Origin of the sequence: Amphritea pacifica (assembly GCF_016924145.1) — a bacterium.
In the GTDB taxonomy this organism is placed as follows: domain Bacteria; phylum Pseudomonadota; class Gammaproteobacteria; order Pseudomonadales; family Balneatricaceae; genus Amphritea; species Amphritea pacifica.
Map to the genome: position 1 here is coordinate 88,032 of NZ_JAFFZO010000007.1, position 15,840 is coordinate 103,871.

Here is a 15,840-nt window from a genome sequence, read left to right on the forward strand (position 1 = left end):
TGCGCGCAGTTTAGCCTGCTAAATGAGCACTTTGAACCTGCTTCCAACGCCGTATGATCAAGCGCAGTAGCTTAGACGATTAGCGGCCGAGGACGGGGACTTTGTGCGTATCATGGGCTATACACACATTCTTCGTTTCCATATAGAAGTCGAAGCTCCAGTCACCACCGTCACGACCAATACCCGACATCTTAACGCCGCCGAATGGGGATGGCAGGTTACGATTGTTTTCCGAGTTAACCCACAGCATACCGGCTTCAACAGCATGTGCCATACGCATTGCACGACCGGTATTGCTGGTCCAGATATAGCCTGCCAGACCATAAACAGTCTCGTTAGCCAGCTGGATCGCTTCCTCTTCGGTTTCGAACTCAATCGCGGTCAGAACCGGACCAAAGATCTCTTCCTGAGCGATACGCATGGTGTTCTTCGCGTCAACAAACAGGGTTGGGGTGACGAAGTTACCCGGCCCCATCTCATCCCGCAGAGACTTGCCACCGACAGCGATGGTGGCACCATCCTGCTTAGCAATTTCAAAGTAGCTGGTGACTTTATCGTAGTGACCGGTATGAACCAGGGGACCCACTTCAGTTTCAGGGTCCAGTGGATGACCTACCTTGATGTTTGCTACACGTGCTTTCAGCGCAGCCAGGAACCTGTCCTTAATACCACTCTGGATCAGTAGACGGCTGGAGCTGGTGCAACGCTGACCGTTCAGACTGTAGATCATGAAGACCACGGCATCCAGGGCACGATCAAAATCGGCATCATCGAATACGATAACCGGGTTCTTACCCCCCAGTTCCAGATGCAGACGCTTCAGCGTTTGTGCCGTCTGTGCCTGAATCAGTTTACCGGTGGCAGAATCGCCTACCAGTGCAACCGCTTTGATAGCCGGGTGCTGAGTCAGCGCTTTACCGGCAACCGTACCGAAGCCGTTAACCATGTTCCAGACACCTTTCGGCAGGCCTGCCGCTTCAGCACACTCGGCCAGAATGGATGCGGTTAGCGGGCTCAGCTCGGCAGGCTTATGTACCACGGTACAACCGGCTGCCAGTGCGGGGGCAATCTTCCAGGTAGATAGCATGAACGGCGTGTTCCACGGAGTGATCACGGCAACAGGACCGATTGGACTGCGCACGGTAAAGTTGGTGTGCTCAGCCTGGTGCAGAGAGAGACCGTTGCGCGCCTCGGGCGCCTGATCGGCAAAGAAACGGAAGTTGGCTGCGCCACGCACCGCCGCCTGACGCATAAAGCGCAGTGGCTGACCACAGTCCATCGATTCAACCATGGCGATCTCTTCAGCACGCTTCTCCAGTTCGTCACCCAGACGATGAAGAATCTTGCGTCGCTCAGCACCCGGCGTTGCCGCCCAGCCAGCCGCTGCTGCTGCCGCTGCTTCACAGGCCGCGTTTACATCGTCTTCTGTTGCCGCAGCCACTTTACCCAGATAGCTCTGATCAAATGGTGTGGTGTTATCAAAGGTTTCACCACTGCCCAGAGTCCACTCGCCATTGATGTAATGGCCCAAAGTGTTCTCTTTAAAACGTGCCAGATAGGCTTCTGCTTTACTGATATTCTCTTGTAGTTGTGCACTCATCAATCTATACCTCAATACTTATCGCCGTAGAACGTTTGCTCAGAAACGATGTGCGTTACCAGAGCACCTACTTTTTCAATTTCACAGACAACGGTGTCGCCCGGCTGCATATCTTTCAGACCTTTAGGGGTACCGGTGGCGATCATATCGCCGGGCTTCAGGGTCATAATCTTGCTCAGGTATTCCACCAGGAACGGCACATCAAAGATGATATCCGCAGTGGTGCCTTCCTGAGTCAGCTCGCCATTCACATGGGTCGTCAGTTTCAGGTTGGTAATATCACCCACATCATCCCTGTCGATCAGCCAGGGGCCAATCGGACAGAGTGAATCACGGCTTTTCACCCGCAGATTAGGACGGTAGTAGTTTTCCAGATAATCACGGATGGCAAAGTCATTACACACGGTGTAACCGACGATGTAGTCCATCGCATCTTCACGGGAGATGTTCTTACCCTCTTTACCGATCACCGCCACCAGCTCACACTCATAGTGTTGGAACTCGATGTTATCCGGACGGTAAGCATTCTGTTTATGGCCGGTCAGGGTATTGGCACCTTTAAGGAACACCAGCGGCTCTTTCGGCGGTTCAAACGCCAGTTCAGCGGCGTGATCCGCATAGTTCAGACCCAGGGCGAAAATAGTACCGGGCTCCTTCACCGGACACAGCCAGGTGACATCCGCTTCGTTAATCAGTTGCCCATCAATTTTAGATTTCAGCTGACCCGTTTCGGCAAATGAGTCTTCAACGGTGACATCCAGTTCGGAGCCATTAAAAAGTACGCGTGCGTGTTTCATTCTGAATGATCTCCTTACTGGCCAAGTGTGTTGTTGAGTTCGGTAACACCGTCAATCACGGAGTGGACCTTGTCGCCCGGTGCAACGGTTGCCCGCTGGCCCGGGAAACCCACTGCGATCACATCGCCCGGCTGCAGTGTCATGATGTAGGAGATTGTGCTGATCAGCTCAGCAACGCCGCGCACCAGCTGAGAAACAGGCGTCTCATTGACGACCGTGCCATTCACCGACGTAACGACCGTCAGAGCCTGCGGGTCGGCAACGGCAACCACATCAGCACCGATAGGTGCAGAGGTATCCAGACACTTACCTTTGATATCAGGGCGGTAGTAGTTCTGCTCTACCAGCGAGAAGTCATGCACCAGGGTGTAGCCCTCGACATAGTCCAGCGCCTCTGTTTCGCTGACACGGCAGCACTCTTTGCCAAACACCACGGCCAGTGAAGCACCCACCACCATCTGCTCAGCGGGTGAACCATCAACCTGCGCCCACTCAACCACGGCACCATCGGTACTCCAGGTGTTGTGGGGTTTAAAATAGAGAACCGGCTGTTGTGGGGCACCTTTATACGGTGCTTCAGCGAATTCGGCTTGCATAGCATTGAACTGTTCAGCATCGTTCAGCGCCACACAGACTAACTTACCTTTCACGATTGGATTTTTACTCATTACACTTTCACCTAAACCTGTACCTAAACTTGTGCCTGAATTTAATATCCGCTGGAGCCAGTGGAATCAGATTTGTTGTCCCCGGACTGAAAGCTTTCTGCCAGTTGTCTGGCCGCATTGCCCAGTAACAACGTATCGACTCCCACACCGACAAACTTCGCACCCTTCTCAACATAGTGATGCGCTTTAGCCGGGTTGATACACAGCAGCCCCGCCGCTTTGCCCGCCGCATTGATCACCTTAAAGCCATTTTCAATCGCCTCGACCACCTCAGGGTGATCGGGATTACCGATATGGCCCATCGACGCTGACAGATCAGAGGGTCCGATAAACACCGCATCCACCCCCTCAACCGCAGCGATCTCTTCGAGGTTGGCCATGGCGGTCACCGTCTCAGCCTGGACGATCAGACAGATCTCATCGTTGGCTTTTTGCAGATAACCGGGGATACGGTTCCAGTTAGCCGCCCGGGCCAGTGAACTCCCCAGCCCCCGCACACCCATGGGTGGATATTTAACCGCTTTAACCAGCTCCCGCGCCTGCTCTGCGGTGTCACACATGGGTACCAGAACGGTTTGCGCACCGATATCCAGAATCCGTTTCAGCAATGCGGTACGGCCCTCCTCCGGACGCACAATCGCAGGTACACCGTAGGGGGCAATCGCCTGCAGATGACGCATCGTTGAGTCCAGTTCAAAGGGTGCGTGCTCGCTGTCGATCAGAAGCCAGTCAAACCCGGCCCCGGCAACCAGCTCAGCGCAGGTTGCGTCGGGCAGCCCCAACCACAGCCCCCATAACGGTTTATCGCCTTTAAGGCCCTGCTTGAATTTATTAACAGGAAGTTCCATAGCCACCTCTTAAACAAACTTCACTGAGATACCGCCCAGTGGGCCGTAATCTGCATGCACAGTATCACCCGCTTTTACCGGTACCGGGCGGGTAAATGAACCGGCCAGAATCACCTGACCCGGTTCCAGCGCTACACCATGAGGGGCGAAGCGTTTACATACCCAGCAGATACCATTGGCCGGATGACCCAATACGCCTGCGGCAATACCGGTCTCTTCAATCTGACCATTCAGATAGAGCAAAGCTCCGGCCCAGCGCAGATCGATATCCATCGGTTTAATCGGCCGGCCACCGAGAATGATGCCGCCATTCGCGGCGTTATCGGCGATCGTGTCGTACACTTTGCGGGTATAGCCCGTTTCAGGGTCAGTACGGTGACAACGGGCGGCGATCAGCTCCAGCGAGGGAATCACATAATCGGTGGCATTGAGCACATCAAAGATGGTGACATCGTCACCTTCCAGTCGATCTTTAAGTACGAAAGCCAGTTCCACTTCGATACGGGGATCGAGGAAATCAGACGCTTTGATCTCAGCCCCATCGGCGAAGAACATATCATCCAGCAGCACACCGTAATCCGGCTGATCGATATTCACCGCCATCTGCATTGCCCGTGAGGTAAGTCCGATCTTGTACCCTTTAACCTTAGCACCGTTGGCAATCTTCTGATCGACCCAGGTTTTCTGCACAGCATAGGCATCAGCCATAGTCATATCAGGATAATCGAGTGTCAGGGCTGGGATCTGAACACGATCCTTCTCTGCCTGATAGAGCTTCTCTGCGGCTATTTTTATCTGCTGTTCTGTTAACATATCTGACCTTCCATCATAATGCTGACCGCTGCAATCAATAACTGCAGCCTGAAAATTGTTTGCCGATTACCCTGTCCATTTTATCTTCCACACTGGAAAGGCTAACATATTAACGATAATATACTTAATATATTAAGTAAATTCCAGCTTTTATTTGCAGGTTATAGGATGACCACCAAGAGTATTACCAAAAATCTGAGCAGCCACTGGCCGGGAGCGCGCATAGCCGGCATCACTGTTTTAATGATGTGCCTGCTGACACTGACAAATACAGTGCTGCCTTTGGGCTTAGCCGGCGTGGCAACCCTGCTGTGCTGGATCTATATAGTCATCGAAGCACCACGGCTTAAGCCCAAGCAGCGCAAACAGATTGTAATGCTGTTTGTTGCGGGCATAGCGGCAGCGCTGCTGGCCTGGAGCCAGGGGTCGGATATGTCGTTGCAACCCCTGTTTGGTGCCCATCTGAAGCTGGCCATGTTACTCACGGCGATCAGCTTCATCGGCATGGCAAGCAATGTTGGCTGTGAAGTCAGCAAACCTGGCCTGCGCAGCTTTGTCACGACGCTATTAGGAATGCATTTCTTCTCATCGGTCGCCAACTTCTCTTCAGTGATCGTTGTCGGTGACCAGATTAAAAAACATGAGGGGATCGATCAGCTGTCGCAACTGGTGCTCAGCCGGGGTTTCGGCATGGCGGTGCTCTGGTCACCCTTTCTTAGCATATTACCCCTGGTGCTGGAGCAGGTACCCGGTGTTGAACTGTCACAGATCTACCCTTTCTCTATCGCTATCGCAACGGCCGGTCTGTTCCTCAGTTCGCTTGAAGCCCGTGTCCGGGCAACCACTGCGTTGCAAAGCTATGCGGGATTTCCCCTGAAACGAGAAACGCTGGCAATGCCTTTTGCGCTGATCGGGATGATTCTGCTACTCAGTTGGCAACAGCCTCAACTGCCCACGGTGTTTCTGGTATCACTGCTGTCCATTATTGTCCCTGTCAGCTTGCTGACGTTGCGAACGGGTATCGCCAGATCGACTGAGAAAATGTCGCAGCACATTACCGCAAAGCTCTCTGAAAGCCGGGCAGAGATCAGTCTGTTTATGGCTGCCGGGGTACTCGCTGCGGGGGTAAAAGCCTGTATCGGGGTGGGCCTGATCAGCCTGCCGTTCACTGAAACCAATGCCGGGGTTGCTTCTCTGGTGCTGATGATGATCGTCGGTCTGGCCTATCTGGGTATCCATCAGTTGGCTCTGGTCGCGATCTTCGCGGGTTTACTGGCCGATATCACAACCACGCCGAACCTGATGGCAATCAGTTATATCCTGGGGACCGCACTGGCGATGTCTGGCAGCACCTTCAGCGGCCTGAACTTTATAATGAAGTCCCGCTTTCATGCGACAGACAGTGAAATCATCCGCAACCAATTGCCGTACAATCTGGTAATGATCGCTGTAGGGTGTGGGGTGATCTTTCTGATGCAGGCGATGGGGGTACGCTAACCCCCTTCAGTCTGGAAGAATCAGATCAGCGATAGGTTGATCGCTTATAGGCTTCGATGATTGCCAGCGCAACCTGCTGAATCGGCAGTTTCTGATCCATGGCACTTTTTTGCAGCGTACGGTAGGCCGCCTCTTCATCCAGATTCATATTGTCTTTGAGGATTGATTTGGCTCTCTCAACCAGTTTTCTCGCTTCAAGCGCCTCTTTAGCCCGTTGCAGATCCGAGGTCAGATCGAGAATCTGCTTGCGTTGTTCTAAAATCAACGATTGAATCGGATGCGAAGGATTCGCCGCGTTCAAAAGCCCCCGCCCGATGACTTCGTCTCTGTTCGGGTTGATACTGGTCAGTGCCGCAATCTGGTCCTGTGCTGCAGAGCGGTTACGCTTTGCCAGATCGACCCGGTTATCACAGAGTGTCAGAATCTGTTCGGTTGCCTGAATTTCAAGCCCATGAAGTTCATCAATATACAGTGTGGCTTTTTCATACCAGGTATCCGCAAGTTCAGGGTTCACCTGCTGACCATCCTGCAATCGGTCTCTGAGGGTTCTCAGCTGTTTGAAATCAGCAATCAGATCGCTGCTTTCAAGCTGAGACAGGGCGGTATTTAACTCAGCGCTGGCGGTTTGCTGGAAGCCACTGAAAATTTCAACCTGCTGCTGTTTCACCCGCTCAAGCCGCTCACATAACCGGCTTGAAAAACTGCCTCTGGCAAACCCCACAACGGTCCAGGCACGCTCCTGCCCCACCAGTTCCTTCCCCTGTATCAGATGAAACAGCGTGCTCAACCCCTGGGTTACATCCGGATCGGTGGCATGATCTGCCACCTCGAAAACAATCAGCAACAGGTTTTCTATCAGGCGACTATAACAGGCCGTAGCATCAACCGGTTGCATCCGTGACTTTTCTATATCAGTCCGCAGCGCTGGTAATCCCTCTAACGCCAGCAAAGCGGAAGCGATCAGGTTGAGCAGCTTCGCACTCATGGTGCACTCTATGGCGGTTTGATAAACCCCCACCAGCCCCTCATTCATCGCTTCGCGGGCATGATCAGTCTGCGCCAGCTGCGCCATCATCTGCGGTCTGGTTTTTTCACCGCCCCCGGCTAACAGCCGGTTTGAGAGCCCCCGTTCACGCTGCAACTGATGAATAAACTCACAGATCAGCGTTACCCATCTGAGCATCGATTTGAGTTCAGTAATGGTATTGATCTCGGACTGTTTTGCAGCCAGAAAAAATGATTCGGGGGAAACAGCAGTTTGTTTCATAGGTTCAGAAGGTTACCTGACAGTTAAGCATTCAATGTAATGTTTCTGAACAAACTGCAGCAATTACAGTGCCATCCTCCTGAAGCACAGATTAAACAGATCAGGCATGCTCTTTGCTTTATTACTGATTAACGACAAATAAGATGACGATATTGTTTTCGTCGGGTAACGAAGCCCAAAGCTCATACGAGCTTTGGGCTTTTTTTGTTCATCGAAAACGGGAGTGAGCACTCATGATAAGTCTGGATTTTATGCGCTACCTGCGCGAGTGGATCGGCAACAGAGGCCGTTTAAGCGGCAGCCCATTGAGGCTTCACAGCCCGCTTAAACCTGCACCAATGGGGCGGGTAGACCTGATTGGCGCGGGCCCCGGCGACCCTGAACTATTAACGCTGAAAGCCTGGCGACTCATCAATGAAGCCGACATCATCGTCTATGATGCACTAGTCAGTCAGGAGCTATTGGCAGGCATAACGGGCCACCCTGAGTTGATCTATGTAGGTAAACGAATGGGCAATCACAGTGCCAGCCAGGCGGAAATATGCTCCATACTGGTGCAACATGCCATAAAAGGCAAACATGTGGTGCGTCTGAAAGGGGGCGACCCTCTGGTGTTTGGCCGGCTTGGAGAGGAACTTGATGCACTGCGGTGCGAAAACATCCCCTACAGCATCGTTCCCGGTATCACTGCCGCCTCCGGTTGCGCAGCCAGCCTGGGCTTCCCGCTGACCGAACGGGGGCTATCGACCCGGCTGAGACTGATTACGGCGCAGTTCAGCCAGAACCACGAGATCGACTGGAGCAACCTGGCGAGGACCGATGAAACCCTGGTGTTCTATATGGGCGTTTCGAAAGCTGCGATGATCAGTTCTGAGCTGATCAAAGCGGGATTAGCGGAAGACTATCCGGTTCTGATCGTCGAAAATGGCACCCATAACGAGCAACGCGCCATCGAAACACCCCTTAAGCAGATGGCAGCAACGATCACCGCTAACCAGATTAAGGCCCCTGCGCTGATCTATGTTGGCCAGGTTGTCACCCGTGTCCACAGGCAGAGTCAAAGCCAGGTCGGCGCGATGATAGTCTGAAAACCTTTAATGCACCGTACAGACCATGCAGGGATCGAACGAGCGGACGATATGTTGCACTGACACCGGGTCTTTCTCGCCATCCGGCAGCGGTGTGCCCTGTAACGCCTGTTCCAGCGCACCGGGAACTCCCTGACTATCCCGGGGAGAGAAGTTCCAGGTAGTCGGCGCGATAATCTGGTAATTACTGATTCGCCCCTTCTCAACACCGATCCAGTGTCCCAGACTGCCACGGGCGGCTTCGACCATACCGACACCGACGGCGCTATCAGGCATCGCACTATGCAAACAAAACCGCTCTGAGGGATCGATCTGCCGCGCCCAGCGTTCCATCTGCGGTACCACTATAGCCAGCTCCAATAATCTTGCCAGTATCCGGTTATGGACATTAGCGCCGCTACGGGCAGCCAGGTCCATCATCAGAGGGTGTCCGTTGTTCAGTTGACGGGCCAGGGCACCGGTTTCCATCACCTGTCCATCCAAACGCGGGGCTTTACACCAGCTGTAGCCCTGTTGATTCTCCAGAGAGGGCTGAGTCACGCCCTGTTCTGGGTGCTGAGGCCTGTCCTGCCCGGTCAGCCAGGCATGAGAGAGATCTTCAGTAATCTGGTTGCTATCCAGCGGTGTTCGCGTCCCCTGGGCATCGATAACACCGGGACGGAACAGCCGTTCCCCCTCCAACGGATAGTTGCCGTAACTCATAAACGGCACGGTCGTAGCTCCCAACTGATCCAGTTGCAGCTGTAGAGACAGGTGCAGAAAGGTTCGCAGATCAGAACTTTGCCAGGGTTTCTGGGCCGCCCACTGCGACAGCTCAGCCACCGAGTTCAGCTGACTGATGGTCTCCAGTGTGTCGCCAAACAGGCGGCGTTCCAGAAACCGGCGAAAACCGGCCAGTATTGCCAGCATTTTCAACCGGTCATGGGCTTCTACCGGTTTGGCGCTGCCACCCGGCTGAATACTCAGACTATGGGGCCACTTGCCCGCCAGCAGGCCCATCAGGTGGAGAAACTCTGCCCGGGCAGGCAGCATCTCCCGGGCCGCCTCCCCGCTCGCCGCACGATAACGTCGCTCCACGGTTTCATACCAGGGTTGGGCAGCATAAACGGGCCGGGCAAAATCCGGCATAAAGAAGAGATAGAAATGAGTTAAAAGGTCTGCCATATTTTCATTGGCAAGGATCAGATTGGTGCAGAGTTCACCATTACGCGGCATCCCCATCTGCATCGCATCAGCCAGTGCATAGGCGCAGGCCACCGACTGACTGACCGAACAGATACCACAGATCCTGGGCGTATAAACCAGCGCATCGAGCGGGTTTTTGCCCTGTAATATCTGTTCAAAACCGCGATACATGGTCGAGTTAACCTTTGCACTGTCAACCCGGCCGTCAGCGATATCCAGTGTAATTTCAAGATCCCCTTCCACCCGGTTAAACGGGCCTACCAGAATTCGACTCATCAGCTCAGCTTACTACGGTTACTGTTTTTCATGTTTCTGCTTACTGGGGGGATAGATGATCCGCTCAGAGACAGCGTTAGTTTTCAGTCGCTCCGGGGTTGCCGCTTTGGAAAGTGATGCCAGTGCGACAAACCAGGCTTTCGGCATATCGGTGGGCAAGCCCACCGGAATACCGGCAATTTTACGGGTTTTGGTGAACGCATAAGAGGGCTCTTCAAACTCAGGGGCGGTGCAGTTAATGCAGGCGTACCCCCCACTGGTACACGAACCTTCGCCATTCCAGGGACGAATATTACAGTCCGCATGAGCCTGGGTGCCAAGGCACCCCATATTCTCCATCATACAACCCTGCTGCCCAGGCTGTTCGGCACTGGCCTTATATTCGTAATACTCATTGCGGGTGCAGCCATGGTGAACCAGGTGATCTGCATAGCTTCGGGGACGTCCCAGATTGTCCACCTGCCCGGGATCAAATTCATCAAGGGCGATCTGTAGCAGGGTATCAGTCACCCAGTTTGGATGGGTGGGGCATCCGGCGACATTGATCACTTTGTCACCACTGGCGGAGCGGTAATCAGCCCCCAGCAAACCACCACTAAGATCCCCATCAAACTGCAGACCGGTCGCTTCGGTAACGTTATCACCGGCGGCACTGATGCCACCATAAGCCGCACAACTGCCGACGGCAATGGTATATTGCGCTTTTTCTGCCAGTTGCCGTACCCAGTTGATCATTGGCACCCCAGTGCCTCCCATCAGGTGAAAACGGCCCGTGCCCATCGGCCCCATCAACATCGAACCCTCTATACAGAGGATATCCAGCGGAATCGCTCCATCAATCACCTGCTGCAATATCGCGATCACTTCCGATCCACTCTCCTCACTGAGGGAGGGGTGCCACAGCAAACGGATTCCGGCAGCATCAAGCGTGGTCATCAGATCCGGCGATTCAGCATTCAACAGAGACATGCTACAGCCGCCACATCCACCGGACTGTAGCCAGAGTAGATTAGCCATTTATATCCTCCCGGTCTCCTGATAACGGCGCTTGCTTAGGCAGTTCCAATCGCACCATCACGCCCCCGGAAGGATAATTATGAAGCGATAATTTGCCTCCATGCTCAGTGACAATGCCATAACTGATGGAGAGACCGAGTCCGGTTCCCTCCCCCACCGGTTTAGTGGTAAAGAAGGGATCAAATACACGGGACAAGTGTTCCTCTGGCAGGCCGGGACCGCTATCAAGTATGGTGAACCACACCCGTTCAGCGGTTTCTCCTGCACTGAGTTCGAGCCGCGCCTGGGGTTGCTGCTGCATCGCATCGACGGCGTTCTGAATCAGATTGACAATCACCTGGTGTATCTGCCCGGAATGCCCCAGCGCCATCAACTGAGCCGGAAGATTGAGATCGACCTGCACCGGACGATTGCTCTCTTTGATAATCCAGTGCAGCGCCGTTTTAATCACGTGATTGAAATCAAACAGGGTTTTCTCCGCTTCCTGACAGGAGGAGAACTGGCGCAGATCACGGACAATATCCCGCACCCGGTCCGCGCCTTCCATGGTGCCGGCGACCAGCGAATTCAGATCCTGAATCGCTCTGTCGAGACGCAGATTTTCCCGCAGTTCCCGCAACTCTGCTCTACTGCTGTTTTCACTCACCGCATTAAAGTAGGTCACCAGTTTTTCGGTGTATCGGCGTAAGGCATGCATATTACCGTAGACGAAACTGATCGGATTATTCAGCTCGTGAGCAACACCAGCCACCAGGCGCCCCAGGGATGCCATCTTTTCTGACTGAATCAGGCGCTCCTGTGCCAGCTTAAGCTCTGCATGGGTTTTATTCAGCTCTTTGTAGGCTTTCTGCAGCTCCCCCAAGGGGCGGCCAACCATCACCATACCCGCCATCCGGCCTCGTTTATCTTTACGAGGGCTGCAGTTCATGGCCAGCGGCACCCCCCCCTCATGCCCCACCAGCTCCACCTCACAGTCCCGCACCGGTGTCAGCCGTAGCTGATTCTGCATAGCGGTAATTTTAGTCTGATAAGGCTGGGCAACCAGCTCGACGAAGGGTTTACCTATCAGACGGTCGGCCTGCTCACCGGTCAGTTGCTCCAGAGCACTGTTAACCTGCTGAATAACACCCTGTTTATCGCACACGATCAGCACGTCATTCATGGCGCTCTGGACACTGTCGAGAAACCCCTGGGTCTGCTCCAGTTCAAGGTTTTTCCGCTCTATCTCAACCTGGTAATGCACCAGGTCAGCATAGGTTTCATCCATTTTCTGGATAACACTGACCCAGGCTTCATCCGCCAGCTCAGGGGTTTCAGCAATATCCTTTGATTTTTTAGAGGCCATCGGCTGTATCACTGATTATTAAAAGCGCTTATTCAGCATATGAAATCCAGCTTACTCTGCGGATAAGACAAGTGCAAAACGATCATTGAGTGCGCTCCAACGCTGACTGACAGCCAAGACAAAAGCGGCTTTCGGGGCGGGCCAGCAGGCGCGACAGACTGATCACACTATCGCAATGTTCGCAGTAACCATACTCAGCCTCGCTGAAACGCTGTTCTGCATGCATCACTTCCTGCATCCGCTGACGACACTGTTCAAGATTGGCCAGCGCCATACTCTGTTGTTGCATCGCATCACCCCGGGAGACCCGGCCAACCGCCTGCTGATCCAGCTGGACAGGCCTGGCACTCTGTTCCAGACTGGCTATCTCCTCGCTCAGTTGCTGTTTCAGTTTAGTCAGTGCCTCGTGACACCGCTCCAGCTGCTCACGATCCATCAATACACGACTCCGCAACCTGTTGAGGGGGCTGTAGCAGGTGGCTGATCAACGCCCTCAGTTTACCCGGCTTAACCGGCTTATTCAGCACCGGCAATTGCCGTTCACGAAAGAGCTTACGCCCTTCCGGAGAGCGGTCAGCGGTAATAATAGCAGCGGGAATATCATAACCGGCATAGCGTCGCACCTGATCAACAGCTTCAACACCGGTGGCATCATTGTTCAGATGATAATCGGCCAGAATCAGCTGCGGTTTTACCCCTTTACTGAGATAGTTTTCAATCGCTTCTGCCGGGTCAATAGCCATGCAAACCTCGCAGTGCCACTGCTCCAGCAGTGCCTGCATGCTGACCAGAATATCCTGTTCATTATCGATCACCAGAATCGGGCGGCCACTAAGATCCTGCTGCGGTATCTGTTGTGGTTGTAGGATCGGCTGCACCGGTTCACTACTGATCGGTACCGAGACACTGAACATGGTGCCCTTACCCGGCGTGGAGCTGACTCTGATCGGGTGGTCGAGCATTCCGGCAATCCGTTCAACAATCGCCAGTCCCAGACCGACTCCTTTACGGCCGGTCTGATACTGATGATCGATCTGTTGAAACTCTCTGAAGATATCCCCGAGCTTATCTTCCGCAATACCAGGACCGGTATCCCACACCTGCAATTCAAGATGATCTCCCCGACGACGCGCCCCCAGCACAACCCTGCCCGCCGGGGTATAGCGAAACGCATTGCTGAGAAAATTGCGCAGCACCCGCATCAACAGACGGGTATCACTGCGAATATTGAGACCACTACTCAGCACCCGCAACGAAACAGAGCGCTGTTCGGCCACCGGCTGAAACTCCACCTGCAACATGCGGAACAGATAATCCAGAGGGATACTGGTCAGATCCGGTTGCACCGCGTTCTGATCCAGACGAGCGATATCCAGCAGATCACTCAGCAGCTCCTCCGCACCCTCAAGGGCTATATGGATCCGCTCAACCAGATGATTATTTTCTTCAGCCAGCTCCCGTTCCTGCAAAGTGGAAACCAGTAACCGTGCGGCATTCAGGGGCTGCAACAGATCGTGACTGGCGGCCGCCAGATATTTGTCTTTACTCTTATTCGCCTGCTCTGCAGCATCCCGGGCCACTTTAAGTGCCTGCTCTATACTACTGCGTTCATTGATCTCGCTGACCAGTTGCTGATTCAGGGAAACCAGCTCCCGGGTACGATCCTCAACCCGCTGCTCCAGCTCTTCGTTGAGTTTCTTGAGTTTATCCTGAGCTTTCTTACGCTCAGTAATATCGGCAACAAACGCTTCCATCAGGCTGCCCTGGTCATCATCTTTTAACAGCACATTGAGCGACACATCGACAGCACTGCCATCCTGACGCAACAACCGGGTCTCATAGCCGAACAGCTTGCCATATAGTTTGAGTTTTTCCAGCAGCAGCGGATATTCATCTTTATCAAACAGCAGACCCGAGGCAAATGACTCAACCCGCCTGCACAGCTGCTGCGGGTCGGTATAACCACAAATTCTCGCCAGTGCCGGATTCGCCGCCACCAGACCGCTGTCCAGCCGGGCCTGAAAAATACCATGCTGAGCATGCTCAAAGATCGACTTATACCGATTTCGTTCCTCTTCCAGCTCTTCAAGTTTGGCAACCAGTTCTGGATAGTGGCTCTTACGCGCTGACTGGCCACCCAGCCCCATCAGCCGTTCTATCGTGAGTTTATCACTGGAAGAGTGCTCAGCCTCAAAGCGCTTCTTCATAGACCACCTCGACATCCCGCTTACTGGACCTGCGTGGATTGGTCAGAATACAGGGGTCTTTGATCGCCTTAGCAGACAGTTCAGGTATATCGCTGAGATTAACGCCCCGGGATGCCAGCCCTTCAACTAACCCCACATCACGTTTGAGCTGTATCACCCGATCCTGCAGACGTTTATGCACCATCAGGTTATTCATCCCCCGGGTGTCGATCCCCATGGTTTCAGCAACCACCCGGAACTTATCTTCGGCGGATTTAAAGTTAAAACCGATCACATGTTCCAGCAACATGGCGTTACACATCCCGTGGGGCAGATCGAGAAAGCCTCCCAGACTGTGTGACATCGCGTGTACAGCCCCGAGAATTGCATTGGAAAACGCCAGCCCCGCTTTCATACTCCCTAACATCACCTGCTCCCTCAGTTTCAGGTCTGTGGGATCCTTTACCAGCGCCACCAGATTGTCATTCACCAATCTGATTGCATCCAGGGCATGCATATCGGTCAGCGGGCCTGAACCGGTGGAGACAAATGCCTCTATTGCATGTACCAGCGCATCCACGCCGGTGCAGGCGGTCAGAAAGGGGTCCATAGTGACGGTTGTCTCCGGATCGATCAGAGAAACATCCGGGACCACCGCTTTGCTGACAATGGAGATTTTCATCCTCTCCTGCTGGTCATTGATAATGGCAAACTGAGAAACATCGGCAGAGGTCCCGGCGGTGGTGGGGATAAAGATCAGCGGCGGGATTGCCATCTCAATCGTATCGACCCCTTCAAATTCCAGAATATGACGGTTGTGGGTCGCCACAATGCCGATCCCTTTCGCGCAATCCATCGGGCTGCCACCGCCAACGGCAACAATCAGATTGCAGCCATGCTGGGTATAGAGCTGAGCACCTTTCATCACCTCTTCGGAACGGGGATTAGGGGAAACGTCGGTAAACAGCTCATACTCAAACCCACCCATCTGCAGGTCCTGAGCGACCTCTGTTACCCAACCGGCAGCCTGAACGCCGGGATCGGAGACCAGCAGAATTTTGCGGGCACCAAACGAGCGGGCAAAGTTGGCGACTGTTTTTCTCGCGCCTGCTCCAAAGACGATTTCAGGGGCCACAAATTTTCGCAGATTAGCAATATCATCACTCATTTCAGATCCCGGCAAGGGCTTACGCCCTGCATATACTTATTGTTCTGGCGCATCTTTTTCAAATGCGTAATCGAGTAATTATATC

At 53.6% G+C, this 15,840-nt stretch carries 14 protein-coding genes; 2 read left to right on the plus strand and 12 right to left on the minus strand.

All coding sequences use genetic code 11. The annotated features are described in order from the left end of the window. Nucleotides 1–79: 79 nt before the first annotated feature. From hpaE to hpaH, 5 genes are read right to left on the minus strand one after another with little or no spacing between them, the layout of a single operon-like run. Complete coding sequence (gene hpaE, locus JW499_RS05245; RefSeq protein ID WP_205209614.1) at nucleotides 80–1,600, minus strand: 5-carboxymethyl-2-hydroxymuconate semialdehyde dehydrogenase; 1,521 nt, start codon at nucleotides 1,598–1,600, stop codon at nucleotides 80–82. Nucleotides 1,601–1,611: 11 nt separating this feature from the next. Beyond that, nucleotides 1,612–2,397, minus strand: a complete 786-nt coding sequence (locus JW499_RS05250) for a fumarylacetoacetate hydrolase family protein (RefSeq protein ID WP_205209615.1) — start codon at nucleotides 2,395–2,397, stop codon at nucleotides 1,612–1,614. A gap of 14 nt (nucleotides 2,398–2,411) precedes the next feature. Next, entirely contained in the window at nucleotides 2,412–3,065 is a 654-nt protein-coding gene (locus JW499_RS05255) for a fumarylacetoacetate hydrolase family protein (RefSeq protein WP_205209616.1), read from the minus strand. A gap of 41 nt (nucleotides 3,066–3,106) precedes the next feature. Continuing rightward, a complete protein-coding gene (gene hpaI, locus JW499_RS05260) occupies nucleotides 3,107–3,913 on the minus strand; it encodes a 4-hydroxy-2-oxoheptanedioate aldolase (RefSeq protein WP_205209617.1) in 807 nt (268 codons plus the stop codon). A 9-nt stretch (nucleotides 3,914–3,922) separates the two neighbouring features. Continuing rightward, nucleotides 3,923–4,726, minus strand: coding sequence for a 2-oxo-hept-4-ene-1,7-dioate hydratase (gene hpaH / locus JW499_RS05265; RefSeq protein ID WP_205209618.1), 804 nt, complete (start codon nucleotides 4,724–4,726; stop codon nucleotides 3,923–3,925). Nucleotides 4,727–4,894: 168 nt separating this feature from the next. Between hpaH and JW499_RS05270 the strand changes: the two genes are divergently transcribed. Next, nucleotides 4,895–6,223, plus strand: coding sequence for a hypothetical protein (locus JW499_RS05270; protein ID WP_205209619.1), 1,329 nt, complete (start codon nucleotides 4,895–4,897; stop codon nucleotides 6,221–6,223). Between the two features lie 25 nt (nucleotides 6,224–6,248). Here JW499_RS05270 and JW499_RS05275 read toward each other — a convergent pair whose 3' ends face one another. Continuing rightward, complete coding sequence (locus JW499_RS05275) at nucleotides 6,249–7,490, minus strand: nitrate- and nitrite sensing domain-containing protein (protein ID WP_205209620.1); 1,242 nt, start codon at nucleotides 7,488–7,490, stop codon at nucleotides 6,249–6,251. 233 nt (nucleotides 7,491–7,723) lie between these two features. Here JW499_RS05275 and cobA point away from each other — a divergent pair, with 233 nt between their 5' ends. Next, entirely contained in the window at nucleotides 7,724–8,578 is an 855-nt protein-coding gene (gene cobA / locus JW499_RS05280) for a uroporphyrinogen-III C-methyltransferase (protein WP_205209621.1), read from the plus strand. A 6-nt stretch (nucleotides 8,579–8,584) separates the two neighbouring features. On the opposite strand, the gene JW499_RS05285 is transcribed toward cobA, so the two are convergent. The 6 genes from JW499_RS05285 to ercA form a co-directional block, all read right to left on the minus strand. Further along, nucleotides 8,585–10,039, minus strand: coding sequence for a nickel-dependent hydrogenase large subunit (locus JW499_RS05285; RefSeq protein WP_205209622.1), 1,455 nt, complete (start codon nucleotides 10,037–10,039; stop codon nucleotides 8,585–8,587). Between the two features lie 18 nt (nucleotides 10,040–10,057). Then, on the minus strand, nucleotides 10,058–11,056 hold the full coding sequence (locus JW499_RS05290; protein ID WP_205209623.1) for an NADH-quinone oxidoreductase subunit B family protein: 999 nt from the start codon (nucleotides 11,054–11,056) through the stop codon (nucleotides 10,058–10,060). Continuing rightward, nucleotides 11,049–12,401: an ATP-binding protein gene (locus tag JW499_RS05295; protein ID WP_205209624.1), complete on the minus strand. Its 1,353-nt coding sequence runs from the start codon at nucleotides 12,399–12,401 to the stop codon at nucleotides 11,049–11,051. Before JW499_RS05295 ends, JW499_RS05290 begins: the two co-directional genes overlap by 8 nt. 82 nt (nucleotides 12,402–12,483) lie before the next feature. Then, nucleotides 12,484–12,837, minus strand: coding sequence for a TraR/DksA family transcriptional regulator (locus JW499_RS05300; RefSeq protein ID WP_205209625.1), 354 nt, complete (start codon nucleotides 12,835–12,837; stop codon nucleotides 12,484–12,486). Next, the gene (locus JW499_RS05305; protein WP_205209626.1) at nucleotides 12,827–14,608 is read right to left on the minus strand and encodes a PAS domain-containing hybrid sensor histidine kinase/response regulator; all 1,782 of its coding nucleotides are present in this window, start codon (nucleotides 14,606–14,608) and stop codon (nucleotides 12,827–12,829) included. Before JW499_RS05305 ends, JW499_RS05300 begins: the two co-directional genes overlap by 11 nt. Further along, nucleotides 14,592–15,755, minus strand: coding sequence for an alcohol dehydrogenase-like regulatory protein ErcA (gene ercA, locus JW499_RS05310; protein WP_205209627.1), 1,164 nt, complete (start codon nucleotides 15,753–15,755; stop codon nucleotides 14,592–14,594). The genes JW499_RS05305 and ercA overlap by 17 nt, the downstream gene beginning before the upstream one ends. Nucleotides 15,756–15,840: the final 85 nt, after the last annotated feature.

What these genes read in the sequence shown, in the direction of transcription:
- hpaE (WP_205209614.1), bottom strand. Translation starts at nt 1,600, where the DNA reads ATGAGTGCACAACTACAAGAGAATATCAGTAAAGCAGAAGCCTATCTG.
- JW499_RS05250 (WP_205209615.1), bottom strand. Translation starts at nt 2,397, where the DNA reads ATGAAACACGCACGCGTACTTTTTAATGGCTCCGAACTGGATGTCACC.
- JW499_RS05255 (WP_205209616.1), bottom strand. Translation starts at nt 3,065, where the DNA reads ATGAGTAAAAATCCAATCGTGAAAGGTAAGTTAGTCTGTGTGGCGCTG.
- hpaI (WP_205209617.1), bottom strand. Translation starts at nt 3,913, where the DNA reads ATGGAACTTCCTGTTAATAAATTCAAGCAGGGCCTTAAAGGCGATAAA.
- hpaH (WP_205209618.1), bottom strand. Translation starts at nt 4,726, where the DNA reads ATGTTAACAGAACAGCAGATAAAAATAGCCGCAGAGAAGCTCTATCAG.
- JW499_RS05270 (WP_205209619.1), top strand. Translation starts at nt 4,895, where the DNA reads ATGACCACCAAGAGTATTACCAAAAATCTGAGCAGCCACTGGCCGGGA.
- JW499_RS05275 (WP_205209620.1), bottom strand. Translation starts at nt 7,490, where the DNA reads ATGAAACAAACTGCTGTTTCCCCCGAATCATTTTTTCTGGCTGCAAAA.
- cobA (WP_205209621.1), top strand. Translation starts at nt 7,724, where the DNA reads ATGATAAGTCTGGATTTTATGCGCTACCTGCGCGAGTGGATCGGCAAC.
- JW499_RS05285 (WP_205209622.1), bottom strand. Translation starts at nt 10,039, where the DNA reads ATGAGTCGAATTCTGGTAGGCCCGTTTAACCGGGTGGAAGGGGATCTT.
- JW499_RS05290 (WP_205209623.1), bottom strand. Translation starts at nt 11,056, where the DNA reads ATGGCTAATCTACTCTGGCTACAGTCCGGTGGATGTGGCGGCTGTAGC.
- JW499_RS05295 (WP_205209624.1), bottom strand. Translation starts at nt 12,401, where the DNA reads ATGGCCTCTAAAAAATCAAAGGATATTGCTGAAACCCCTGAGCTGGCG.
- JW499_RS05300 (WP_205209625.1), bottom strand. Translation starts at nt 12,837, where the DNA reads ATGGATCGTGAGCAGCTGGAGCGGTGTCACGAGGCACTGACTAAACTG.
- JW499_RS05305 (WP_205209626.1), bottom strand. Translation starts at nt 14,608, where the DNA reads ATGAAGAAGCGCTTTGAGGCTGAGCACTCTTCCAGTGATAAACTCACG.
- ercA (WP_205209627.1), bottom strand. Translation starts at nt 15,755, where the DNA reads ATGAGTGATGATATTGCTAATCTGCGAAAATTTGTGGCCCCTGAAATC.